Annotated in this window: 22 protein-coding genes; 18 read left to right on the top strand and 4 right to left on the bottom strand. The window is 36.3% G+C overall.

Annotation, left to right across the window (positions count from 1 at the left end; all coding sequences use genetic code 11):
- Nucleotides 1-53: 53 nt before the first annotated feature.
- Entirely contained in the window at nucleotides 54-1,184 is a 1,131-nt protein-coding gene (gene yfkAB, locus O7776_RS11015; protein WP_337999472.1) for a radical SAM/CxCxxxxC motif protein YfkAB, read from the bottom strand.
- A 196-nt stretch (nucleotides 1,185-1,380) separates the two neighbouring features.
- A complete protein-coding gene (locus tag O7776_RS11010; protein WP_274307116.1) occupies nucleotides 1,381-3,315 on the bottom strand; it encodes a right-handed parallel beta-helix repeat-containing protein in 1,935 nt (644 codons plus the stop codon).
- A 274-nt stretch (nucleotides 3,316-3,589) separates the two neighbouring features.
- Between O7776_RS11010 and O7776_RS11005 the strand changes: the two genes are divergently transcribed.
- The 12 genes from O7776_RS11005 (at nucleotide 3,590) to O7776_RS10950 (ending at nucleotide 17,816) form a co-directional block, all read left to right on the top strand.
- Complete coding sequence (locus tag O7776_RS11005; protein ID WP_274307115.1) at nucleotides 3,590-4,708, top strand: AAA family ATPase; 1,119 nt, start codon at nucleotides 3,590-3,592, stop codon at nucleotides 4,706-4,708.
- A gap of 49 nt (nucleotides 4,709-4,757) precedes the next feature.
- Nucleotides 4,758-5,606 (top strand): RasGAP domain-containing protein, encoded by an 849-nt coding sequence (locus O7776_RS11000; protein ID WP_274307114.1) that lies wholly within the window; start codon nucleotides 4,758-4,760, stop codon nucleotides 5,604-5,606.
- Nucleotides 5,596-6,258 (top strand): vWA domain-containing protein, encoded by a 663-nt coding sequence (locus O7776_RS10995; RefSeq protein ID WP_274307113.1) that lies wholly within the window; start codon nucleotides 5,596-5,598, stop codon nucleotides 6,256-6,258. Before O7776_RS11000 ends, O7776_RS10995 begins: the two co-directional genes overlap by 11 nt.
- A 77-nt stretch (nucleotides 6,259-6,335) precedes the next feature.
- Nucleotides 6,336-7,172 carry a DUF2785 domain-containing protein gene (locus O7776_RS10990; RefSeq protein ID WP_274307112.1) on the top strand — a complete coding sequence of 279 codons (837 nt, stop codon included), beginning with the start codon at nucleotides 6,336-6,338 and terminating at the stop codon, nucleotides 7,170-7,172.
- Between the two features lie 293 nt (nucleotides 7,173-7,465).
- Nucleotides 7,466-10,159, top strand: coding sequence for an aconitate hydratase AcnA (gene acnA / locus O7776_RS10985; RefSeq protein WP_274307111.1), 2,694 nt, complete (start codon nucleotides 7,466-7,468; stop codon nucleotides 10,157-10,159).
- Between the two features lie 180 nt (nucleotides 10,160-10,339).
- A complete protein-coding gene (locus tag O7776_RS10980; protein ID WP_274307110.1) occupies nucleotides 10,340-12,469 on the top strand; it encodes a 5'-nucleotidase C-terminal domain-containing protein in 2,130 nt (709 codons plus the stop codon).
- A gap of 253 nt (nucleotides 12,470-12,722) precedes the next feature.
- Nucleotides 12,723-13,406, top strand: coding sequence for a response regulator transcription factor (locus O7776_RS10975; protein WP_274307109.1), 684 nt, complete (start codon nucleotides 12,723-12,725; stop codon nucleotides 13,404-13,406).
- On the top strand, nucleotides 13,406-14,554 hold the full coding sequence (locus O7776_RS10970; RefSeq protein ID WP_274307108.1) for a sensor histidine kinase: 1,149 nt from the start codon (nucleotides 13,406-13,408) through the stop codon (nucleotides 14,552-14,554). The genes O7776_RS10975 and O7776_RS10970 overlap by 1 nt, the downstream gene beginning before the upstream one ends.
- A gap of 450 nt (nucleotides 14,555-15,004) precedes the next feature.
- Nucleotides 15,005-15,496 carry a DUF2975 domain-containing protein gene (locus O7776_RS10965; RefSeq protein ID WP_274307107.1) on the top strand — a complete coding sequence of 164 codons (492 nt, stop codon included), beginning with the start codon at nucleotides 15,005-15,007 and terminating at the stop codon, nucleotides 15,494-15,496.
- An 11-nt stretch (nucleotides 15,497-15,507) separates the two neighbouring features.
- A complete protein-coding gene (locus O7776_RS10960; RefSeq protein WP_274307106.1) occupies nucleotides 15,508-15,720 on the top strand; it encodes a helix-turn-helix domain-containing protein in 213 nt (70 codons plus the stop codon).
- 45 nt (nucleotides 15,721-15,765) lie between these two features.
- Nucleotides 15,766-17,013: a DUF4153 domain-containing protein gene (locus O7776_RS10955; protein ID WP_274307105.1), complete on the top strand. Its 1,248-nt coding sequence runs from the start codon at nucleotides 15,766-15,768 to the stop codon at nucleotides 17,011-17,013.
- 314 nt (nucleotides 17,014-17,327) lie between these two features.
- Complete coding sequence (locus O7776_RS10950) at nucleotides 17,328-17,816, top strand: hypothetical protein (protein WP_274307104.1); 489 nt, start codon at nucleotides 17,328-17,330, stop codon at nucleotides 17,814-17,816.
- Between the two features lie 221 nt (nucleotides 17,817-18,037).
- On the opposite strand, the gene O7776_RS10945 is transcribed toward O7776_RS10950, so the two are convergent.
- Both O7776_RS10945 and O7776_RS10940 read right to left on the bottom strand, forming a co-directional pair.
- The gene (locus tag O7776_RS10945) at nucleotides 18,038-18,331 is read right to left on the bottom strand and encodes a YxcD family protein (protein WP_274307103.1); all 294 of its coding nucleotides are present in this window, start codon (nucleotides 18,329-18,331) and stop codon (nucleotides 18,038-18,040) included.
- Nucleotides 18,319-18,780, bottom strand: coding sequence for a hypothetical protein (locus tag O7776_RS10940; RefSeq protein ID WP_274307102.1), 462 nt, complete (start codon nucleotides 18,778-18,780; stop codon nucleotides 18,319-18,321). Before O7776_RS10940 ends, O7776_RS10945 begins: the two co-directional genes overlap by 13 nt.
- 255 nt (nucleotides 18,781-19,035) lie before the next feature.
- Here O7776_RS10940 and O7776_RS10935 point away from each other — a divergent pair, with 255 nt between their 5' ends.
- From O7776_RS10935 to O7776_RS10910, 6 genes are all read left to right on the top strand, one after another.
- Nucleotides 19,036-20,019 carry a diaminopimelate dehydrogenase gene (locus O7776_RS10935; protein ID WP_274307101.1) on the top strand — a complete coding sequence of 328 codons (984 nt, stop codon included), beginning with the start codon at nucleotides 19,036-19,038 and terminating at the stop codon, nucleotides 20,017-20,019.
- A gap of 148 nt (nucleotides 20,020-20,167) precedes the next feature.
- Complete coding sequence (locus O7776_RS10930) at nucleotides 20,168-20,431, top strand: YhdT family protein (protein ID WP_241369116.1); 264 nt, start codon at nucleotides 20,168-20,170, stop codon at nucleotides 20,429-20,431.
- A complete protein-coding gene (gene panF / locus O7776_RS10925) occupies nucleotides 20,431-21,876 on the top strand; it encodes a sodium/pantothenate symporter (protein ID WP_274310484.1) in 1,446 nt (481 codons plus the stop codon). Before O7776_RS10930 ends, panF begins: the two co-directional genes overlap by 1 nt.
- Before the next feature lie 122 nt (nucleotides 21,877-21,998).
- On the top strand, nucleotides 21,999-22,733 hold the full coding sequence (locus O7776_RS10920) for a GTP cyclohydrolase II (protein WP_274307100.1): 735 nt from the start codon (nucleotides 21,999-22,001) through the stop codon (nucleotides 22,731-22,733).
- A gap of 15 nt (nucleotides 22,734-22,748) precedes the next feature.
- Nucleotides 22,749-23,861 carry a bifunctional diaminohydroxyphosphoribosylaminopyrimidine deaminase/5-amino-6-(5-phosphoribosylamino)uracil reductase RibD gene (gene ribD / locus O7776_RS10915; protein WP_274310483.1) on the top strand — a complete coding sequence of 371 codons (1,113 nt, stop codon included), beginning with the start codon at nucleotides 22,749-22,751 and terminating at the stop codon, nucleotides 23,859-23,861.
- Nucleotides 23,854-24,930 carry an FAD-dependent monooxygenase gene (locus tag O7776_RS10910; protein ID WP_274307099.1) on the top strand — a complete coding sequence of 359 codons (1,077 nt, stop codon included), beginning with the start codon at nucleotides 23,854-23,856 and terminating at the stop codon, nucleotides 24,928-24,930. The genes ribD and O7776_RS10910 overlap by 8 nt, the downstream gene beginning before the upstream one ends.
- Nucleotides 24,931-24,936: the final 6 nt, after the last annotated feature.

The following is a 24,936-nucleotide window of genomic DNA, read 5'->3' as shown; positions in this document are numbered from 1 at the left end:
GCAAATTTGACCTTGTTCCGCTCTTCATTTATTTTTATGGATTGGAAAGACAGTTATTTTGATACAATTTGAACTTCTTTAACTGAATCGCTAACAAATTGTTGGTCTTCATAGTACATATTTTTCACTAAAACGTTTGGACCAAGGCATTTTACAGCAGGGCAATGGCAGTTTAAGCTCTTTGCTAAATCTGTGTTCATCCATTTGTTAAAAACATCAGGTAGTGAATCGGTTTTAATATTACCTAACGCGGGTGTATCGCCGAAATCCGTTACAATGACATCACCAGTAAAGATATTGACATTCAAGCGTGAGCGGCCATCTGGATCATTACGCAATGTTACTTTTTTTGCTTGACGTAAGCGTGATAATAATTGCTGGTCTTTTTCAGAAGGGATGCAAGGATAGAACGGTAAAGTACCGAAAAGCATCCATGTATTTTCATCACGAATGTCGAGTAAATGGTTAATCGCGTTACGTGTTTCTTCTAATGAAAGCGATGATAGCGCACTAGCAAAGTCTGAAGGGTACATTGGGTGTACCTCATGACGAGCGCATTTCATCTCATTGATAATTTGGTGGTGAATATGCTCTAAGTAGGGCAATGTTTTTTTATTTAACATTGTTTCGGCTGATACCATGACACCGTTTTCCGCAAGCATACGCGAGTTGTCAATCATGCGTTGGAAAAGCGCGGCACGTTGGTCAAATGTTGGTTTTCGTTCCATCATTGCAAAGCCTGTTTCGACAAATTCTTCAATCGTGCCCCAGTTATGAGAAATATGGAGTACATCTAAATAAGGTGCAATTTCAAGGTAGCGTTCACCATCAATTGTTAAATTCGAGTTCATTTGCGTTCGAACGCCGCGTTCATGCGCATATTTTAATAACGGTAATACATATTCTCGAACCGATTTGCGACTCATCATCGGCTCACCACCAGTTATTGAGATTGTTTTTAAGTGTGGTATTTCATCTAATCTCTGTAAAATTAATTCGATTGGTAATGCGTCGGGGTCTTTTGTTTGTAATGTATAGCCGACAGCACAGTGAGCACAGCGCATATTACATAATGTAGTGGTTGTAAATTCAATATTGGATAATGTTAAGCCCCCATGCTTTTCAATATCTAAGTAAGCTTCCCATGGATCGTAACTTGGTGTAATTTCTTTTAACGTCGTCATTTTAATCAATTACTTCCTTTCTAACGATTTATTGTCTCATAAAATACAATGAATGCAAATGTCTAACACATATTTTAATAGAAATTTTGTCGTAGTGAATGGATGAGAAGTTAAATAAAGTCGCAAACAAAAAACCTACAACATTGAAACAGAAAGAAATGTTGTAGGTTCTTGCTAAAATATTAATAGATTCCAATTAATTTAATTCATCTAAAGTATGTGTAATTTGGCTATTGTTTTCACTGTAAAATATATTACCAATGGAGTTTTCAACCGTTGTATGAACTAAGTCGATTTTTGAATGATTGACCGCTTGTACGTTAAAGTTATATTTATCATTTTGAATAATACAATTATTTGCATGAAGTGTTGAGTTGTTTTGTACATAAATATCTGATTCATGACCATCTGTTAGTTGTGTAGCCGATAGTTCGACAGCCGAATCTAAATCAATCCATATTTGCGGGTACATGTGATTTGATATAAATGAATCTTGAATAAATGCTTCTGCGTGATTTTCGATGATAAAGCCGTTCCGTTCTCCGTGCAATAATTCACTATTTTTGAAAATGACCGAGCTATCATTAACGATGATTTGTGGCAATTTATGTGTCGTTACTTGGCTTTCGATAATATGCATCGTTGCATCCTTCAATACTTTAATGCCGTTACTATCACCACCACTTATACGTGATTTATAAATAGACGCTTTTGTCTGTCCGACAATTTCAACTTGTACTCCTGTGCCATCTTTAATGGTCGTTTCTGAGACATTCAATTGACAGCTATCTACCATAAAAATCCCCTTACCGCTGATTAATTCACTATGGGAAATCGACACAGTGGCATGCTCCTTACCAGCAATATGGGGCATTTCGTTGTTGCTAAATTTGCATCCTTCAATTGTAGTATTAGCACCTTTGACTGATAAAATGCCATTCCCTTTATTTTCTTGAATTGTTGAATCCAAAATGAACATTTCAGCATCAATCACTATTATGGCGGTATTTTCTTGATTATTAATGGTGCTTGTAACTACCGAGCAAGAAGAACTTTTTTCTACAAATATCCCCACTTGTTTGCCGTCCTTGATTGTTGTGTCTTTCAACGTACAAATAGATTGCTCTGATAAAAATAATTGCGGTAATTCATTATCTGCAAATACGGTTTCGCTAAAGTTAGCAATCGATTTATCTTTTAATTGCATGCCCACACCTTGACAGCTATAAATTTGGCAACTTGTCATATTTAATAGTGAGGCCAATGTTAGCTGAACGTTTGCAATTTTATGAAAAGAAAAGGATGTATTCGTAATAGTTGCTTCTGAACATTCACGCAGCATGAGACCAGATTCGTTGCCGTGTTGGATTATACTATTTGATAATTGTAGCTCACTATTTTGAATCCATAGCTGTGGTAAGGCGTGATGCTGCATAACGGTATTATTAATTAGAATTTTTGATTCCTCTGATGCATATATACCATTACCTTCACCATGTTCAATTCCACAACCTTGCATATGAAGGGTAGAGGCGGCTTGGATAATCAATTGTGTTCCAGAATGATGATGCATTTTGACATTATCTAGTTGTGCATCGGAAGCATTTTTTAACCAAATGGCATGGTTTGCTTTTAATAGTTCGCAATTTTTTAATTCAATTGAAGAATTATCAATTAATAAATGTGTCTTTTTATTGCTTTCGAAATAGCAATTGTACAATTTCACAGAACTTTTATTAAGCAATACCACTGCTACATCTATCGCCCCGATAAAATTGCACTTTTCTGCATGAGCTTTACCACCGTTTAAAGAAAGCAATACATTTGACAGTGAGCCATTTAGCACGCAATTTGTTAATGTAATGGAACCTTCGACATAGATTTGTGTAGTGGGATGAAGGGTGATATTTTCTAACGTTAAATGTTTTGTTTTGGGAACAATCACAATACCTTCAATTAATACATGCTCTGCCACCTTTGCGGTAATCGTGACATCTTTCTGGATTGTTATGGATTCCTTATATTTACCGGCTGCCACTAAAATTTCATCGCCATAATTTGCTTTTTGTACGGCGCGTTCGACTGTTTTAATCATAGAAAAAACAGAGGTAGACACTTTAATTATCGGCATATTACCCCTCCTTAAAAATGCTATATGTTATAGGTTCGTGGAAAATACCAAAGTTAATCATTAATATTAAAAAAACTAACAAAACATCATTGTGAATAGTGATAATTTAGATATGTAAAGTGGGCGACCTAATGATTTGGTTTATTTGATTGGAGGTATACTTACAAGTAGGGGGAGTAAAAGTATGAATGAAGTACATCTTACTAGTAACAAAGTAATTATATTAACTATTTACGAATTCTAATAAGAAGTTGATTGAAAGGAGAGTGCACTATTGTCTAAGCAATTACAAAACATTCAACATAAGTTAAATGAGCGTTTTTATGACCGTGAAGAAGAGATTGAAGCGTTACTTACCGCACTACTTTCTAAACAACATCTGTTATTTATTGGACCTGCTGGAACTGGGAAAAGTGTGCTGTCATCAATGCTTGGAGAGATTGTTGAGGAGAGTTGCTACTTTCAGCATTTGTTGACACCATTTAGTACACCGGAAGAATTATTTGGGGTATTGTCATTAAAAGATTTAGAGCAAGGAGTATATAAACGCAATGTCTCGAACATGCTACCGGAAGCGCATTTTGCATTTATCGATGAAATTTTCAAAGCCAATTCAGCAATTTTAAACTCATTACTAACATTAATTAACGAGCGCATTTACTATAATAACGGCGTACCCATTCCTGCACCGCTGATGACAATTGTCGGTTCTTCTAATGAATATATTGAAGAAGGGGAAGGTCTAGAAGCATTATTTGACCGATTTTTACTGCGCTATGAAGTGAACTATATTCGTGAACAAGATACATTTATTGAGATGCTAAAGGACCAAAATCCTAGGCATATTCCGAAAATGACAATGCAAGAACTGTGTGAACATCAAACCCGTGTTGCTAACATCACAATATCTGATACGATCTATCAAGCAATCGCGAAAATTCGTCAGTCACTTCAAGATATAGGAATTCGTCCATCTGACCGTCGTTTCAAGCAATCGCTTTCAATTTTACGCGCAAAAGCATATTTATCAGGTCGCTCAGAAGTAATACGCGCAGATTTAATTATTATGGCCAATATTTTATGGGAAACGATTGATCAAAAAAATGCGACTCAAGAAATTATTAACGAAACGGCATTTGATACAGTCGATGCGTTTATCCATCGAACTACGACAGAATTTGAAACAATTTTAATGACAGCTCAAAATATGATGCTTCTTAAAACGCCCCATGCTCGTACGCAGCTTAGCCATTTATTAATGCAAGGTAAAACGTTATACATTGAAGTAGAAAATATGAACCGACAAATACCAAATCGTCCAGAGTTACAACATTTAAAAACGGATATTCACAAGCGCTTATTACAAATGACGTCGGATGTTATCGGTTTTTAACAGTTTGTATCACATCTGCAATATGCATTTCATATTAGGTGGGGATAGCATGGAGAAAAATAGTTTTGTTTTGTATAGCCGATCAATTTTTAATATAAGCAATTTGCAAAAAGCGCGTTTTAATGAGCTATTAAAAATGGCCAAGCTTTTGAGAGAAAGCTGTATGGAAGGAGAAAAAATTCTCACTGGCTTCACAAATATCATCGGGGATACGTGGTATGCATTTTTCAACAATGGACCAATACTTCAGGAAACAGCATGGCAAATTGATGAAATGCAATATGAATTCATTTTTAATTTGTTGAAGAATGATGAATACATTCAATGGTATCAGCTTACAAAAGGAGATGAGTTACTTAGTGTGCTGACCGCGATTAGTATGGCCGACCAATTAATTAAAGCGATTAAAGATTCCCAACAAATAAAGCATAGTGAGCAAAATCAAAAATTGGTAGAGCGTAACAAAGAATATGCTAAAAAGCGGATTAGAGAACTAGATCAAAAAATACAGGAATCTACGACTGATCTGATGAAGGAAGCATACAAACGCCAAAAGTACATTTATGAAGAGCGTTTAAAAAATGTCAATCATGAAATTACTACTTCACAGCAACAAGTAAAGCAACAATTAAAGCACATCAGTGAACAGTCCCTCGGTAAAATCATTCAACAAAATAAGAAAAAAATCCACAATACAAAAAAGGCCATTGTAACGGTAGGGACGATGGATGATAAAAAAATTGCTCAAATCCCGTTAAGTGACCAATTTGCACTAGCCGAAAAAATTGGTGCACAAAAGGAATTACAAAGGATAGCAGATTTAGTTGGTCGTTTTAAGCATATTGCGTTGAAAAAACAAAAAACAAAAAACAAAAAACAAGCATACGATGGAACGTAAAAATATTTCGATTGGACATGAAGTTTCGAGACTTTTACCAATAGAGTTAGCGAATTACGTCATGGACCATAGTAAGAAGGATTTTTTACGCCGTTTTAGTGAGTCACAAACGCTTGTTTTTGATACAAAAGGCAAGGATCGTAAAGGAAAAGGACCAATTATTATTTGCATGGATGAAAGTAGCTCCATGACTTCAATTAAAGAGCATAGTAAGGCCTTTTGTATTGCGCTTCTTACAATTGCTAAAAAACAAAAACGTGATTTTGCTATTATTCCATTTGCTAGTACTGTTGGTGATGTTCAAGTTTTTCGTAAAGGACAAGCAACTACGCAAGACTTACTTACATTTAGTAATAGTTTTTTAGGAGGTGGAACAAATTATGAGCAGCCATTACGAGAGTCACTTAACATTCTATTGCAAAGTGAGTTTAATGAAGCGGATATTTTATTCGTTACAGATGGCTCGAGTTTTTTATCGACACACTTTATTGACGAATTCAATGCGACTAAAAAGAAAAAACAATTTGAATGCACAGCTGTCATTTTAACAAATTTATTTAATACGGTTGATGTCAATTTGGTCAATAAATTTTCGGACCGTGTCATCGAAGTAAATGAATTATTCGATGCAGGAGATGTATTCGTTTTATAGTGAAAATGGATTCTTTCTAGTCAAACAGCCTATTGTCTCTTACAATGGAATAGGTGAAAGATATAGGGGGAGTTTTTTTGTACGCAGAAGAATATTATCAAATTTTTGAGCTATCGATAGAAGCACGTAAACAGTATATTGAAAAACATCCATTAGTTATGAAGCATGTATTACAAAACGTAGGACATGATCAAGCTAAATTACGTGATCAATTGAATTATCGTTTATTTATTCAATTATTATCAGAAAATGTATTATCTAAAACAACAATTCATGACTTTGTTGACGAACTTTCTACTATTAAGGGGTTAGTTTTTAATATTGGAGAAAAGCAAACGAACAGTGTATTTTTGCGTTCTTATGCAGCGTTATTTTTAGCTGCGATTGTGAATGCTGACCGTCAGTTACAGTATTTAACAGATGAACAATTTGAATTGATAACACAAAATGCTATTTCACTTTTGGCAAAAGAACAAGATTTACGAAGTTTTGTTAGTGCGGAGCATGGCTGGGCCCATAGTATTGCAAACTGTAGTGAATTATTGTGCGCTATCATTCAGCATCCAAAATTTCAAATTCGTCATACTGCGCAAATCTTACAAGCGATTCGCACGAACATTTGGAAAGGATATGTATTCCAAGATGATGAAGAAGAACGTTTCTGCAATATTATTGAAGCGTTATTATCAAAAGGGATAGATGAGGAGCTATTCATTGAGTGGATTGAACAATTGTTTGATCGCTTGCAAATGGTTGCGTATGAGCAAGGTTATGATGCGATTTGGTTTAAAGCACGTACTAACCAATTAAACATTGCAAAAACACTTTACTTCTATTTAAAATTTGCGAATCGAAATGACAAATTACGTGGGATTGTATCCATCTTTATTCAACGCTGGATTAAATTAAATTAAATTAGATTAGATTTATTTAGGCTTACATCAGTTTGAAAGGTGAGATTCAAGCTGAAAATTATTTTTGTGAAATACTAATTGTCAAATCTGGTAAATGAAAATCCAAATAATTGCGCATAATTTCTAAATAATATTGTAGAATAAATGTGTATTTCCGATAGGTCATAAATAAAACTTATCGTAAAGGATAATAATAATGCAATTTACTTATGTATAGAGTTAAGTTATTATAAGTGGTGGAGAAAAGAGCATTACAAACTTTTCAATTAATTAAAAACTAGGGGGAACACACAATGGCAAACTTACACAACAGCCGCGCTTCATTTGAAGTAAATGGTAAGTCTTATGGCTACTACCGTTTAGCTGCTATTGAAGAAGCTGGTATCGCAAACGTATCACGCCTACCTTACTCAATCAAAGTATTATTAGAATCGGTATTACGTCAATATGACAACTATGTAATTAAAGAAGAGCATGTAAACGAATTAGCAAAATTCGGTTCACACAACAAAGAAGCTGAAGTTCCATTCAAGCCTTCACGTGTAGTATTACAAGACTTCACTGGTGTACCAGTAGTAGTTGACTTAGCTTCATTACGTTCTGCAATGAAAGAAATGGGTGGAGACCCAGCTAAAATCAACCCTGCTATTCCAGTTGACCTAGTAATCGACCACTCTGTACAAGTTGATAAATACGGTAACGCAGCTGCATTACAAGCTAACATGGACTTAGAGTTCGAGCGTAACGCTGAGCGTTATAACTTCTTAAAATGGGCTCAAACTGCTTATGATAACTTCCGCGCTGTACCACCAGCAACTGGTATCGTACACCAAGTTAACTTAGAGTACTTAGCTCCAATCGTTCACGTTAACGAAACAGAAGAAGGTTTAGTAGCATTCCCTGACTCAGTAGTAGGTACTGACTCTCACACAACTATGATCAACGGTATCGGTGTTCTAGGTTGGGGTGTTGGTGGTATCGAAGCTGAAGCTGGTATGTTAGGTCAACCATCTTACTTCCCAATTCCTGATGTTATCGGTGTTAAATTAGTAGGCGAATTACCAAACGGTACTACAGCTACTGACTTAGCATTAAAAGTAACTCAAGTATTACGTCAACGCGGCGTAGTAAACAAATTCGTAGAGTTCTTTGGTCCTGGTGTTCCTGGGTTACCACTTGCTGACCGTGCTACAATCTCAAACATGGCTCCAGAATATGGTGCTACATGTGGTTTCTTCGCAATCGACGAAGAATCAGTAAACTACATGCGTTTAACTGGTCGTGACGAAGAGCACATCGCTGTTGTAGAAGCTTACTTAAAAGCTAACGGTATGTGGTTCGATCCAACATTAGAGCCAGTTTACACTGACGTATTAGAAATCAACCTTGCGGATATCGAAGCGAACCTTTCTGGTCCAAAACGTCCACAAGATTTAATTCCTTTAACTGAAATGAAATCAGTTTACCGTTCATCTGTAGTAGCTCCACAAGGTACTCAAGGTTTCGGTTTAACTGAAGCTGAATTCGACAAAACTTCTACAGCTGACTTTGCTGAAGGTGCTGTTGAAATTCCTGCAGGTGCTGTAGCTATCGCTGCAATCACTTCTTGTACAAACACTTCTAACCCATACGTATTATTAGCTGCTGGTTTAGTTGCTAAGAAAGCTGTTGAGTTAGGAATCAAACCTGCTAAGTGGGTTAAAACTTCTTTAGCACCAGGTTCTAAAGTAGTAACTGGTTACTTAGAAGATTCTGGTTTACAAGAGTACTTCGACGCGATCGGATTCAACACTGTAGGTTACGGTTGTACAACATGTATCGGTAACTCAGGTCCGTTATTACCAGAAATCGAAGATGCAATCAAATCAAACGATTTATTCGTAACTTCTGTATTATCAGGTAACCGTAACTTCGAAGGCCGTGTACACCCATTAGTAAAAGCTAACTTCTTAGCTTCACCACCATTAGTTGTTGCTTATGCATTAGCTGGTACTGTAGATATCGACTTACAAAAAGACGCTATCGCTGTTACTCCAGAAGGCAAAGAAGTATTCTTCGCTGATATCTGGCCATCAACTGAAGAAGTTAACGCAGTATTAAACAAAGTTGTAACTCGTGAGTTATTCCAAAAAGAATACGAAACTGTATTCACTGCTAACGAAGCTTGGAATGCAATCGAAACTTCAACTGAAAACTTATATACTTTCGATGAAAAATCAACTTACATCCAAAACCCACCATTCTTCACTGGTTTATCTAAAGAGCCAGGTGCTATCCAAACTTTAGAAGGCATGCGTGTAATGGCTAAGTTCGGTGACTCTATCACTACTGACCACATCTCTCCTGCAGGTGCAATCGGTAAAGATACACCAGCTGGTAAGTACTTAATCGAAAATGGCGTAGCTATCCGTGACTTCAACTCTTACGGTTCTCGTCGTGGTAACCACGAAGTAATGATGCGTGGTACATTCGCTAACATCCGTATCCGTAACCAAATCGCTCCAGGTACAGAAGGTGGTTTCACTACTTACTGGCCAACAGGTGAAGTTGAGTACATTTACGATGCATGCATGAAGTACCAAGAAGCAGGCACTGGCTTAGTAGTATTAGCTGGTAACGACTACGGTATGGGTTCATCTCGTGACTGGGCTGCTAAAGGTACATTCTTATTAGGCGTTAAAACAGTAATCGCACAATCTTATGAGCGTATCCACCGTTCTAACTTAGTAATGATGGGCGTATTACCATTACAATACATGGCTGGCGAATCAGCTGATACTTTAGGATTAAAAGGTGACGAAACAATCTCTGTTAACTTAACTGATGATGTTAAACCACGTGATATCCTAACAGTTACTGCAACTTCTCCAGAAGGTAAAGTAACTGAGTTCAAAGCATTAGCTCGTTTCGACTCAGAAGTAGAAGTAGACTACTACCGTCACGGTGGTATCTTACAAATGGTATTACGTGCGAAAGCTGCACAATAATTCATTAGCTAAATAGCTTTTAAAAGACAAAGCCAATTTCGATTGGCTTTGTCTTTTTGCATTTCTACAATTTATTTCTTTAAATTGATGTTAAAATTTTCTAAATAAACTAGCGAAATCACCAATATTCAGATAATATACAGAATGTAAGTATAATTTTCCTATCTGGAGGTATATAAAATGAAAAAGCGAAAAATGTATTCAGCAACAGCATTGACGGCTACTACTGCAGTTTTAGTCGGAGTAACAGGGGTTTCAGCAGAGCAAGCATTGTTTAATGACGTTCCAGCAAGCCATCCATATGGGGAAGCAATTTCAGCTTTAGCGGCACTTGGTGTTGTCAATGGCTTTGGTGATGGTTCATTTAAACCAGATGCAGCCGTTACACGTGGACAAGCAGCAAAAATGATTGCAGGTACATTCCAATTAACTACTGAAAAAGTTGATAACCTGAAATTCAAAGATGTTGAGCAGACAAGTCCATATTTTGGAGCGATTGTAGCACTTACTTCATTAGGTGTGATTAATGGCTATGAAGATGGAACATTCCGCCCTGGAGCTAACTTAACTCATGGACATATCAAATTAGTTATTGAAAGAGTTAGCACTGCATATCCTATCGACACAGAGGTATTATTTGATCTTGCAAGTGTTACCTACGATGAAAAGAAAAATATTACACGCGGTGAGTTAGCTAGTATTTTAACAACGGCATTAAAAATTGTTGAAGAAGATAGTAAATATTATAAATTATCAGTGATGCATGTAAACGATACACATGGCCGTGTAGATGTTTTCCCTAAATTAATGACAGCGGTAAAAGAGCAGCGTACAAAAAATCCAGATGCGTTATTGTTACATGGCGGAGACGCATTTAGTGGTACATTATATTTCAATGAATTTGAAGGACAAGCAGATATCCCGTTTTTAAATGCCATGAAATTTGATGCGATGGTATTCGGAAATCATGAATTTGATTTAGGCTCTTCTCCAGAGGGACATAAAGCATTAGCAGATTTCGTGAAAGCGGCGAATTTCCCATTCATTTCAGCTAATACAGATTTCTCGAAAGATACCTTATTTACTGGATTGTTCTCAGATTTAGTATCAAGTGAGCCAGAAAACGGCAAAATTTATGCAGGTATGGTTAAAGAAATTAACGGCGAAAAAGTTGGTATTTTCGGTTTAACTACGGCTGAAACGAAAGATATCGCTTCACCAGGTAGTATTGCATTCGAAAATTACATCGAAGAAGCAAACAAAGCGGTTAAAGCATTCGAAGATAAAGGTGTAAACAAAATTATTGCACTAACTCATATCGGCTTTGATGATAATGTTGCTTATGATAATGACCAAATGTTAGCGAAATCAGTACCTGGTATTGATATTATCGTTGGTGGTCACACACATACACAATTAGATAAGCCTGTCGTAGTAGATACGAATACAGTTGGTGAGAAAAAGGATGCAACATTAATCGTTCAAGCCTACCAATATTCGGATTACTTAGGAACGTTAAACGTGGCATTTGATGAAAATGGCGTTGTTGTAAAGCATAACGGTAAGTTAATTAAAGTTGGTGATCTAGCAGAAGATCCAGAGGGTGTGAAATTACTAGCGCCGTTTAAAGAAAAAGTAGATGCAACACAAAAAGCTGAAATTGGTGTGACATTAACACAAGCATTAGCAAATCCACGTAGCTCTGAAACAAGCACAGTGAGTGTTCGTAATAGTGAAACAGCACTAGGTAATATCATCACAGACGGAATGTTAGCAAAGGCTAAAAAATCGACAAATAAAAAGGTTATCATGGCATTGCAAAACGGTGGGGGAATTCGTGAAGCTATTGATAAAGGTCCAATTACAACAGGTGAAGTGATTACCGTATTGCCATTTGGAAACACATTGGCATTAGCGGATGTAACGGGTGCTGAGTTAAAAGCGACATTTGAGCATGCTGTAAAAGATGCACCGAAAGAAAGTGGCGGCTTCCTACACATTTCGGGAGCTAAATTTGAATATGACTCTACGAAAGAGGCTGGCTCACGCGTAGTTTCATTGAAATACTTTGATGAAGCTACAAATAGCTATGTAGATATTCAAGATGACCAAACGTATACGATTGCAACAAACGCATTCACTGCTAAAGGTGGAGACGGTTTTGCTGATTTGAAAAAGGTTTATGCAGCAGGTCGTGTTACAGATTTAGGTTTATCTGATTGGGAAAACTTAAAAGAGCAGTTTTTATCGTTAAAAGAAATTCCATATGAGCTACAAGGCCGTATTGTTGACGTAGCAGCAACAAAATAATAACAGAAAAAAGGTGCTACACCCTAAAAGTTAGAGTAATAACTAACTTTTGGGGTGTTTTTCTATGGCTAAATACAGTGAAAAATCAAGCTGGATGTATTAAACTTTATTAAATAAACAGGTGATAGAAATAAATCTCGAATGTTGCTTTCCATTAATTAAGACTTATTTAGGAAAAAGATCTTCTTCTAGTTTCTTAACATCAATTTAACATCGTCTGAGTTAAACTAAGGATAATGGGGTGATTTTTAATATGAGGATTCTTGTTGCTGAAGATGAGTTAGATTTACAGGAAGCAATTGCTGAAGGGCTTCGCATGGAAGGCTATGCAGTGGATACTTGCAGTAATGGAGAAGATGCTTATGAACTGGCTTTTGTTGAAAATTATGACTTAATAATTCTGGACTTAAATCTTCCAAAACTAGATGGATTAAAGGTTTTAGAAAAAATAAGAGAAGAAAATAAAGAAATAAAGGTGATAATCTTAAGTGCAAGGAGTCGTGTAAATGACAAAGTGCTTGGCTTAGATATGGGGGCAAATGATTATTTAACGAAACCATTTGACTTTGAAGAATTGGAAGCAAGAATACGAAATTTATTACGACGGAAATTTGTGCAGGAAAATAGCATATTAACTTGCGGGGAAATCAATATGGATTTAACAAAACGCCTCGTATTTATAGGGGAACATGAATTGCTCTTAACTAAAAAAGAATTTGCATTGTTGGAATACTTCCTGTTTCATCAAGAAAGAGTGCTAAGCCAAGAAGAATTAGTAACCCACGTTTGGGATCAAAATGCCGATAGTTTTAGTGGTGTAATTCGCGTTCATATCGCTACATTACGAAAAAAACTAAAAGCATTATTAAAAAATGACCCGATACGTACTAAAGTCGGTGTAGGCTATTTTATTACGAAAAATGATGGTGATGCTTAATGTTGGAAAAAATGCCTATTCGGCTCCGGCTAACAGCGATAATGGTCATATTATTAATGATTTGTTGTGTGGGGCTTACAATCATTTTAAATTATTCTGCTGGTTTAATGGCAACAAAAATTGATACTGGTGCGATGTTACCGTCACAAGATACTTATGAAAGTAACGAAAATAAGAATATCCAAACACCGTCCGATCTTGCAATGATGACTACACCATCTGTTGAGGCACAGCAAGCTAAAACAGAATTTCAGCTTGAAAGCGTAATTTATTTACTATTAATCATTGTTTGTGGAGGCGTTTTAACTTATTACGTATCCGGTAAAGTGTTAAAACCACTGGATTTATTAAATCGTCAAATAAAAAATAGAACCGTCCATAATTTAGCAGAAACGATGAACATTCCACCAACGAATGACGAAATCGCTGAGCTAACGCAGTCTTTTAATGAAATGACCAATAAGTTAAACGAAGCTTTTTTAATGCAAAGTCGTTTCACGGCAAATGCAGCTCATGAACTCCGAACACCTCTTGCTGTATTAAAAACAAAGGTTGATGTATTTAATAAGAAAAAAGTTCATACAACTGATGAATATGGTGCTCTCATTGCCGTTTTTGAAAAACAAATTAAACGATTATCCGAGTTGGTCATTGCGCTTTTAGAGATGACAAATATGAATGATGATTTTGAATATGAAAAGATTTGCCTAAAAGATGTTTTACAAGATATTGTATCCGAGCTTTCTCACATTGCAGAAGAAAAAGAGGTTCAATTATTTTTGGATTGCGATGAAAGCATTATTTACGGAAATCCAAACTTACTATATCGCGCATTTTATAACATAGTCGAAAACGGAATTAAATACAATGTTGATGGTGGTATAGTAAAGATTCATGTGAAATCAAATGACAAGCAAATATTTGTCACAATTAATGATACGGGTATTGGGATTCCAAATGAGTTGAAAAAAGTAGTATTCGAGCCGTTTTACCGTGTTGATACATCACGCTCTCGTGAAACAGGTGGTTTAGGATTGGGGCTATCCATTGTGCATAGCATCGTAATGAAGCATAAAGGAACAATCATCGTGTCGGATAATGACAATGGCGGTACAAGTTTCGAACTTATATTTAGTAAGTTTTTTTAATAAACTTTCAAGCCTTCCTAGAAGGTGTATAGGAACTGATTATAATTAAAAATAAGTATACTCTGAAATGGATTTGCAAGTGGAAGATTTGACTTACAAAAATTAATTTGACGAATATATTGGCTGACTAATGAAAATTTCCCGAGTGAATTCCCCTTTTTGCCAAACAAAAAAATTTTAGGATCTTTAACTGAAGAGCTTAATTATTAGTTGTAAAAAGGGTAGGTTGTAGAACAAATAACATTTATTTTGTACGTAACAGTTATTTGAACAAGTGATAAATCGAATATTTTAAAGTTAGGGCATTTCTTTGTAATGAGGAATGCTTTTTATTTCGGATTGAACAATGATATAACAATAAAAAAATAAACATAATCAATATTATTTTATTGATAATCGATAAAAAATTTGCTAAAATCAAATTGAAAATAGATAAAAGAGGTGTTTTTTATGAAAAGAGGTTCCACATTATTTTTAAAGCTAGCAGTAATTTTCATTGGTATTCCTATACTTGCTTTATGTATCTTTTTGTTGCCACAAATTGCGATGGTAGCATTTGAAGAAGCAAAAAAGGGATCAGAGCTGGCATATGTAGTATTTGGTATTTTATCTATTATGTATATATCGACAATTCCTTTTTATTTTGCGTTGTATCAGACATTAGGAATTTTAAACTACATCGACAAGAACCAAGCTTTCTCGGAATTATCTGTGAGCGCTCTAAAGAAAATCAAAAACTGTGCCATTACAATTAGTGGATTGTATATGGTAGGTTTACCATTGGTCTATATCGTAGCGGAGTGGGATGACGCACCGGGTCTCCTATTAATCGGACTGGTCATTGTTGGTGCATCGATGGCTATTGCAGTTTTTGCTGCTGTTCTTCAAAAGTTATTAAAAGATGCTATAGCTATTAAAACAGAAAATGATTTAACGGTCTGAGGTGAATAACAATGACGATAATAATCAATATTGATGTGATGTTAGCAAAAAGGAAAATGAGTGTAACAGAACTTTCGGAAAAGGTTGGTATAACAATGGCGAACCTTTCTATTTTGAAAAATGGAAAGGCGAAAGCGATTCGTTTTTCCACTTTAGAGGCCATTTGTAAGGCTTTAGAATGCCAGCCTGGAGATATATTAGAATACAAAGACGACGACAGTTAAACATTGTGGAAGAAACTTAATTTAACAATTATAGGGAGGGAAACTATGGACATCAACAAATTGATTATTGAAAATATTGATAATCCTCAAGAGTTGGAAAGAATGTATAGAAATGATCCGAAAGCATTTAAAAAGTCATTTTCACATGCATGGGAACAAAATCCTAATTCTCAGGTACTTAGTGTATGGTATGAAAGATTGAATTTCAAGGAGTCCGTAAATACAGGAAAATCTTTCTTTCTTCAAAAAGGCTTCATATTCATGGGCATTTTAGCCATTCTGGCCGGGATGTGCACTAGGATCATTTTCCATTTTGTCGAACAGGAAGCAATTGCTCCAATTAATATGGTTTTCGGTATAATTCCCTTTATTACAGCTTATTTTGTATATAAAAATACTCCGAAAAAAAGTGTTATTTTTTCTCTTGTAGCGTTATTGATAATTACCGGGTTTTATCTCAATATGCTTCCATTAAATTATTCAGACAGTATTATCCTTGCATATTTACATCTTCCTATATTCCTATGGGTATTGGTAGGGCTTGCGTTTACAGGAAATGAATATACAAATGGTAGTACAAGATTAGCATATATTAAATTTAATTTGGAATATTGTATACTCTACGCCAGCATGGCTGTTAGCGGAATGGTCCTTGCTGCATTAACAATGCAGTTATTTAGCTTTGTTGGCTTGAATATAGAAGAGTTCTATTTTAGTAATATCGTTTTATTTGGTGCTGCCGCTCTTTCTATTGTGGCCGCATACCTAGTATCAATGAATCTTAAACTTGCTAGAAATATTACACCATATTTAGCTAAAATTTTTAGTCCTCTTGTCTTGCTCACGTTGTTGGTCTATATTATTACAGTTATTTGGGTTGGAAAAAATCCATTCTTGGACCGTGACTTTCTTTTAGCCTTTAATGGAATACTCTTGGGTGTATTGGCCGTTACCATATTTTCCATTACCGAGAAAGACTCTGATGAGAAAAAGAACATTTCAGATTATATAAATTTTGCATTAATTGTTCTTGCACTTATCATTGATAGTGTGGCATTGTCAGCCATCATGTTCAGACTTTCTTCTTATGGGATTACACCTAATAGACTTGCTGTTTTAGGAGTAAACATACTAATCTGGACAAATTTAATTTGGATTATGCTCTCCTATATGCGTTTTCTACAAAACAAATCGGGACCTTCAACTATCCAAGATGCTGTTACGAAATATTTGCCGATCTATGGACTATGGGCAGCTATCGTAATATTTACTTTTCCTATAATCTTTAATTAGAACGGCTTTGTTAATGTTTCAACAAGCTGTCTTCTATAACTAACGAAATCCTTAGAGCCGAAATTATGCAGCCTTTAATGCATAATTTTGGCTTTATTTCATTCCTAAACTAAAAGATGTTGTAGCTGTATTTTTCTGATAATATCCATTTTGTAATTTGCATATAGCAAATGATCCAACTTTCTTAAAAAAATTAGCCTCCAAAATTACCTTAACATGGATTTAACATGGCTTGTTATACAATGGAGACATCTAATGGAGAGGCCACAAAATTTCATTGGATGTAGGCTAAAACATTTTAGGAGGAATTTATTGTGAAGAAAAAATTAACAATCTCATCAGTAATACTAGGATTAAGTGTGGTTGCTGGATCGGCATATGCCGCAAGCAACTCTGACGTGTGGGGCACGGAAAATACGAATGTAAAAGGCACAGAACAAGCGGTTTCTATTTCATCTGAAGCAATGAGTAAAGAGGAAGCGATTAAATCAGGGGAATACACTGACTACGCACAGATGGCAAAAGATAAAGGCATTACAGTAGAAGAATTATTTGAACAGCTTGAAAAAGAAGGGAAGATAACGAAAGTGGTTCCGTCAACAGAAGCTATGAAAGCTGAAGAGAATATCGAGTCACGTAATTCAGATGGAACAACCGGAATGATTCAATCAAGTGAGCCAATCAACTTAGAGGCTATGGCGAAAGAAAAAGGCGTGACTGTTGAAAAACTAATCGAACAACTTGAAAAAGAAGGAAAATTGACAAAAGCTGCGGAAACAACGGAATCAATGTCAACAAAATAGTGCGGCTTTGAATAAGAGATTTGTTTACAACGAAAGCATTAACGAGATTTCAAGTGAGTTGCGAATTAATTGCAAAGAAAATAGGATTAAAAATAGTTTAAAACAGCCCGAGCATAATTAAAAATATGCTCGGGCTGTTTGTTCCATTTTATAATCATCAAATTTGAAATGGCTACGTATAGATTTTTTGAGTTTTCTCAGAAATAATAAGCTAATCGAATTTAAAATTCAACCTTTGCAATCATGCCTTCTTCATCATCGATATCTAATACGATACGCGCGGCCATTGAATCACGCCCTAGTTGTTCGTCGATATAAAGACGTAACGCAGTAATGAAGTTTACCGTATTATAAACATCTAATTGTCCGTTGTAAAATGCTTCTGCTGAATAGCCCGCAACATCATCATACATTAACTCTACTTCGATTTCATCTGGAGCAACGTTTTTAAATTTTGCATGGAATAAGCAAATCGCATTGATTAAATCTTGTTCTAGTAACGTTAGTTTTTCCACGTATCCGTTACCTCTTTTTGATCTTTTTTGCGTTTAATCAGCTGATAAATTTTTACTAAGAAGAAGATGATCGCAGCTATTGCAGCTACGTTAACAAGTAAGCCTAAAATACTACCTAGCATACCCATACCGCTAAATAGGCTACCGAATAAAAGACCAGCTAAACCACCAAGCATTAAGCCTTTCATTAAACCGCCTTTGCTTGAAGAAGCCGCTTTTGTATCATTTTGCTTTGTTGTGTTGTTATTTTGTTTTGCTGTTGTTGGGCTTGTTGCATCATCGTTATTTTTTTGGATGTTAGTGTTGTTGTTATTACTGTTGAAGCCTTTCTTGCCTGATTTGTACGATTTCGCTTCAACTGTTTGTGCATCGTCAGCGAATAGAAGAGTAGATCCAACACTTGAGAATACAAGTGTAAATGCTAACAATACTGCTGAAATTTTCTTCATGTTTTTCCTCCAATAGTCTTTATGTCTTATACTCTTTTAGTATAGCAAATAGGGACACCAATAGAAAATAAAAACTCTGATATTTCTTTCGTACCGGCATTGCTTCTTTCATGACAAATGCTTGTAAAAACGCAAAAATTTGTTGAGAAAGACTTAACGAAATTGTATGATGATTAGTAAATTTAAACGCAATTCAGAATTTACATCATTTTGTAATAATGAAAAGCGTTAATTGAATTATTGGAGGAACGAAAAATGAGTAAAATTCGTATTGGTATTGTTGGTTACGGTAATTTAGGTCGTGGAGTGGAAGCGGCAATTAGCCAAAATGATGACATGGAATTGGTAGCTGTATTTACGCGTCGTGATCCATCAACCGTGTCGATTAAATCAGCAAATGTACCAGTTTATTTAGTAGATGATGCACTAAACTATAAAGAACAAATTGATGTTATGATTTTATGTGGTGGTTCTGCAACGGATTTACCAGAGCAAGTACCACATTTTGCTCAGTGGTTTAATACAATTGATAGCTTTGATACGCATGCCAAGATCCCTGCGTTCTTTGATGCAGTAGATGAAGTCGCACAAAAAGCAAATACGGTGTCAATTATTTCAGTTGGCTGGGATCCAGGATTATTTTCATTAAATCGTTTATTAGGTGAAGCGGTTCTTCCTGTAGGCAATACATATACATTCTGGGGAGATGGATTAAGCCAAGGTCACTCAGATGCAGTTCGTCGTATAGAAGGCGTGAAAAAAGCTGTGCAGTATACATTACCGATTAAAGCGGCAGTTGACCGTGTACGTAACGGTGAAAATCCAGAGCTTTCAACGCGTGAAAAGCATGCTCGTGAATGCTATGTTGTGTTAGAAGCAGGCGCAAACGCGGCAGCAATCGAAAAAGAAATCAAAGACATGCCTAACTATTTTGCTGATTATGATACAACTGTCAACTTCATTACAGAAGATGAATTTGTAACGAATCACCAAGGCATGCCTCATGGTGGCTTTGTCATTCGTTCGGGTGAGTCAGGCGAAAATGATAAGCAAATCTTAGAATTCTCATTAAAATTAGAGTCTAATCCAATGTTTACTTCAAGTGTGTTAGTTGCGTATGCACGTGCAGCGCATAAATTAGCACAAAAAGGGGACAAAGGAGCAAAGACGGTATTTGATATTCCGTTTGGCTTACTTTCAGCAAAGTCAGCAGCGGATTTACGAAAAGAATTGCTATAACATATAAAAGTTACGTCGTCTACGTGGTTAGATGGCGTTTTTTTAATCAAAAATAACTAGAAAGTCTTTTCATTCTTAACATGGGCACGTATGATAGAAAAGGATATTTTATAATGTTGATAATAGGTAAGAAGAAGGGACGGTTAGTATGCAAGATAAGCGTTTTAAAATCGCTCATAAAGAAGCACTTATTGGTGTTGTATTAGTGATAATGAACTTTGCGATTTGGTATGGATTTGCTTATGGGCTAGGTTCGGGTGACCCAACTGAATATAAATATGTATTCGGATTCCCGGCATGGTTTTTCTATAGCTGTATAGCAGGAACTATTTTTATGATCATTTGCATTTGGCTAGCAATGAAGCTTTTCTTCAAAGACATTCCATTAGATGAGGAGGAAGAAAAGCGATGATTCATTGGGCAGTAATTGTGCCACTATTTGTATTTTTATTAATCATTTTTGGGATTGGTATCTGGGCAAATCGTCAGGTTGTCAATTCGAATTCATTTTTACAAGAATATTTTTTAGGTGGACGTGAAATGGGTGGCTTCCTCCTTGCGATGACGATGATGGCGACATATGGTAGTGCATCAAGCTTCATCGGTGGGCCGGGGGTTGCCTATAACACGGGGCTTGGCTGGGTGTTGCTTGCGATGGCACAACTTCCAGCAGGTTATTTTGTATTAATGGTACTTGGGAAAAAGTTTGCGATTGTTGCGCGCCGCATTGAGGCGATTACGTTAATCGACTTTTTAAAGAAGCGCTATGACAGCCATACGATAATCATTTTATCAGCAATTAGTATTATTATTTTCTTATTTGCTTCGATGATGGCACAATGGGTTGGTGGTGCTCGATTAATTGAGTCATTAACTGGCCTTTCCTATACAACAGCACTTCTTATTTTTGCGGCATCCGTATTAATTTATGTTGTTATCGGTGGTTTCCGTGCAGTTGCTTTAACGGACGCACTGCAAGGGTCAATTATGATTATTGGTACGGTTATCTTACTCGTTGCCACAGTAATTGCCGGTGGCGGTGTAGATAATATTATGCAAAGTTTAGTAACAGAAAATCCAAATCTAGTTTCGCCTTTTGGAGCAGATCAAAGTTTAACGCCATTATATGTATCGACATTTTGGATTTTAATCGGTCTAGGGGTGATTGGTTTACCGCAAATTGCCGTTCGTGCAATGAGCTATAAAGATTCAAAAAGCTTACACCGTGCAATTATAATTGGTACTATCGGGATTGGTACCATTATGTTCGGTATGCATTTAATTGGTGTATTTGCCCGTCCGGTAATGCCGGGTATTGAAATTGGCGATAAAGTAATGCCGCTATTAACACTTGAAGTATTACCTCCAGTGTTAGCAGGTGTTGTGTTAGCTGCTCCAATGGCGGCTATTATGTCAACGGTTAATGCATTACTGATTTTAGTAAGTTCAACTGTTGTAAAAGATATTTATTTAAACTATATCAATCCAAAAGCAACGGACAAGCAAATTAAAACACGTAGTTTCTGGGTAACAACAATCATTGGCGTTACGGTTGTATTATTTGCAGTGAATCCACCGGAACTACTAATTATGCTCAATTTATTCGCGTTTGGTGGTTTAGAATCAGCATTTTTATGGAGTGTTGTCTTCGGATTATACTGGAAAAAAGCGAACAAATACGGTGCAATTAGTTCAATGATTGTTGGTATAGGTTTATATATTTATATTTCGGAATTCCAAAAGAACTTATTTGGCATGCACTCAGTAACGATTCCAATATTGGCTTCACTCATTGCCTTTGTTGTCGTTAGCTTAATTGCAAATAAGGTGAAAAAAATTGAGGATTATCATTTTTAATTGAAGATATGATAAAGGGACTGCAAAATGTGAAAATTTGCAGTCCCTTTATTTGACGTTTAGTACTTATTATATTAAACTAGGTTACATAAAGTAACTTATTATAGGATAATGGTGATTAGATGAATAATACTATTGATATTTTAAAGGATAAAATTCGTTTTGTCGTGCGAAACGATTCACAGAACCTAGCGTTAGTTGGCCCTGTAAAGCTCCCTATTAAACAAGGTGATTTTGAAGCAACATTCAATTGGTATTCTTGGTTAACTGTTAATAACGATAAAACAAAGGAACAATTGATTGATGAACTATCATCAATGGATCTAGCATTTGGTCAACAGTCATCAGTTTTAGTATATGGAGATTTTGAAAATAGTGAGGATGCTTTAATTCGTATGCACAGTATTTGTCATACAGGTGATATTTTTGGTTCGCAGCGCTGTGACTGTGGCTATCAATTACATGAATCGATGAAAATGATTGTCCGTCATGGTTGTGGCGCAATTTTCTATTTAGCAGATCATGAAGGGCGAGGTATTGGTTTATTTTCAAAATCATTAGCGTATTTATTGCAAGAAGATAACTTCGATACTGTACAAGCAAATCATGCATTAGGCTTTGAAGATGATACACGTTCATACGAGGATGCATTGAAAATTTTAGAAAGCTTACGTTCTAAACCTGTAACACTTATTACAAACAACCCGAAAAAACTAGCAGCCTTGCAAGCACATGGTCTTTCAGCTAATGGACATGTTCCACTTTGGGGTGGCTTAACGGAAACGAATGCTCATTATTTACAAACGAAAGTTGAAAAATCTGGCCATTTAGGTAAAGTTGAAAAGTTAATGGTGTAAGGAGTTACTATAATGATGAAAACAGATCGTGATTATATGCAATTAGCGCTTGATTTAGCAGCAAGCGCAAAAGGAAATACCAATCCGAATCCACTTGTTGGCGCGGTGCTTGTGAAAGATGGGGTTATTATCGGAACAGGGCTACACCGTAAAGCAGGTGAGCCTCATGCTGAAGTTCATGCTTTTAAAATGGCGGGCAAACAGGCAGAAGGGGCAACGCTTTATGTAACACTTGAACCTTGCTCACATTTTGGTAAAACACCCCCTTGTGCAAATCTAGTAAAAGAATCTAAAGTTGCGCGTGTTATAGTCGCTATGCAAGACCCAAATCCGTCAGTAGCCGGACGTGGTATTCAGTTACTACGAGATGCGGGCATTGAAGTAGAGGTAGGCTTACTAGAACAGCAAGCACGAAAAGTAAACGAGCGTTTCATACACAATATGGTAACGGAGCGTCCGTTTGTTGTATCTAAATTTGCGATGACGTTAGACGGTAAAATTGCTGCACATAACGGACATTCTCAGTGGATTACGTCAGAAGCAGCTCGTGCTGATGTGCATGAATTACGCCACGAAGTAGACGGCATTTTAGTAGGAGTTAATACGGTGTTAAAAGACAATCCACAATTAACGACACGTCTTAAGAATCGGAATGGTCGTAATCCTGTTCGTGTTGTACTCGACAGTGCTTTGCAAACGCCGTTAGAAGCACAAATTGCTAATACAACAGAAGCACGAACGGTTATTGTAACGTCATTTGATGTATCAAATGAAAAAAAGGTTGCACTTCAAAAACAAGGCGTAGTGATCCTGCAAGTTTCTAAAACGAAAAATGGGCTAGATTTGGACGCGGCATTAAAAGCGTTATATTCATTCGGCATTACGCATTTACTAGTAGAAGGTGGTGGCGCGGTCAATGCTTCTTTTTTACGTAGTGGCTTGATTGATCAATATATCGTATATGTAGCGCCAAAAGTTTTAGGTGGTGCGCGTTCGATTCCACCGTTTACTGGTGAGGATGTTGATTCGATTGATTTAGCAGCACAATTACAATTTGAAGAAGTGACACAAATTGGTCCTGATTTACGCATTATTGCATATCCAAAACAGGTGACCGAAAATGAATAAAAGGGTAGATGTATGTATTGTTGGTGGTGGACCAGGCGGTGCATTACTAGCAAATTTACTCGCAAAGCAAAACGTGTCAGTACTATTAGTTGAACGAACTAATGATTTTGCGAAAGCTTTTCGTGGTGAGCATCTAAATGAAGAGGGCGAGAGCGTATTAAAGCAGCATGGTATTTATGAACGCATCGAACAGCTTGGGCTACTTAAAATGGAGACGTTAGAATATTGGCATCATGGTGAATGTATTAAAACGATATTTCCAGATGAAAAAGTTGGTCATTTAGGTATTCATGTGCCCCAAGCTCATTTGCTACAAGCCATTCTAGAGCAAGCAAAACACTATCCATCATTTGATTATGCACTTAACACGACAGTAAAAGAACTTATACAAAATGAGCAAGGGCAATATACTGCAGTGCGTGCCATACAAAATGGTAAGGAAGTATTGATCGAATCACAACTGATTATCGGTGCAGATGGACGTTATTCGAGCATTCGAAAGCTAGCAAACATAGATTCGACTGTTCGTAGCCATGGCTATGATTTATTGTGGGCACGTATTCCTGCACCTGAAAATTGGAGCCCTTCGATTAAAATGGCACAAGTAAATGGCATGCAAATTTCGTTATTTACACAGGCTAAAGGCTTTGTGCAGGTTGGCTGGAATATCGAAAAGGGAAGCTTCTCAACATTGCGTAAGGAACCGTTCACGCCGTTTATAGAAAAGCTATGTTTGGCGTTTCCGCAATTAGCTGCATCCGTCAAGCAACATATCCAATCATGGCAAGATTTCGTGCCCCTTGATGTATTTAGTAGTATGGCAGAGCAGTGGGGGAGAAATGGCGTCGTGTTAATTGGTGACGCAGTGCATACAATGACGCCAACAGGGGCCTATGGTTTAAATAGTGCGCTAATGGATGCGCATCTTTTAGCTGAAATGTTGCTGCAAAATGAACAGTTTGATTTTGTGAGCTGTGCAACAAAGCGTAAGCATGAAATTGAAAGAATACAAGCAACACAAATAGAAAAGGAACAAAAGTTTAGTGAGGCTTTTGTTATTTTAAGTTAGGTGAGA

It is taken from the genome of Solibacillus daqui (genome assembly GCF_028747805.1).
Lineage (GTDB): Bacteria > Bacillota > Bacilli > Bacillales_A > Planococcaceae > Solibacillus > Solibacillus daqui.
The sequence above is the reverse complement of the archived record's forward strand: the minus strand, read 5'-3'. Positions and strand labels throughout refer to the sequence as shown.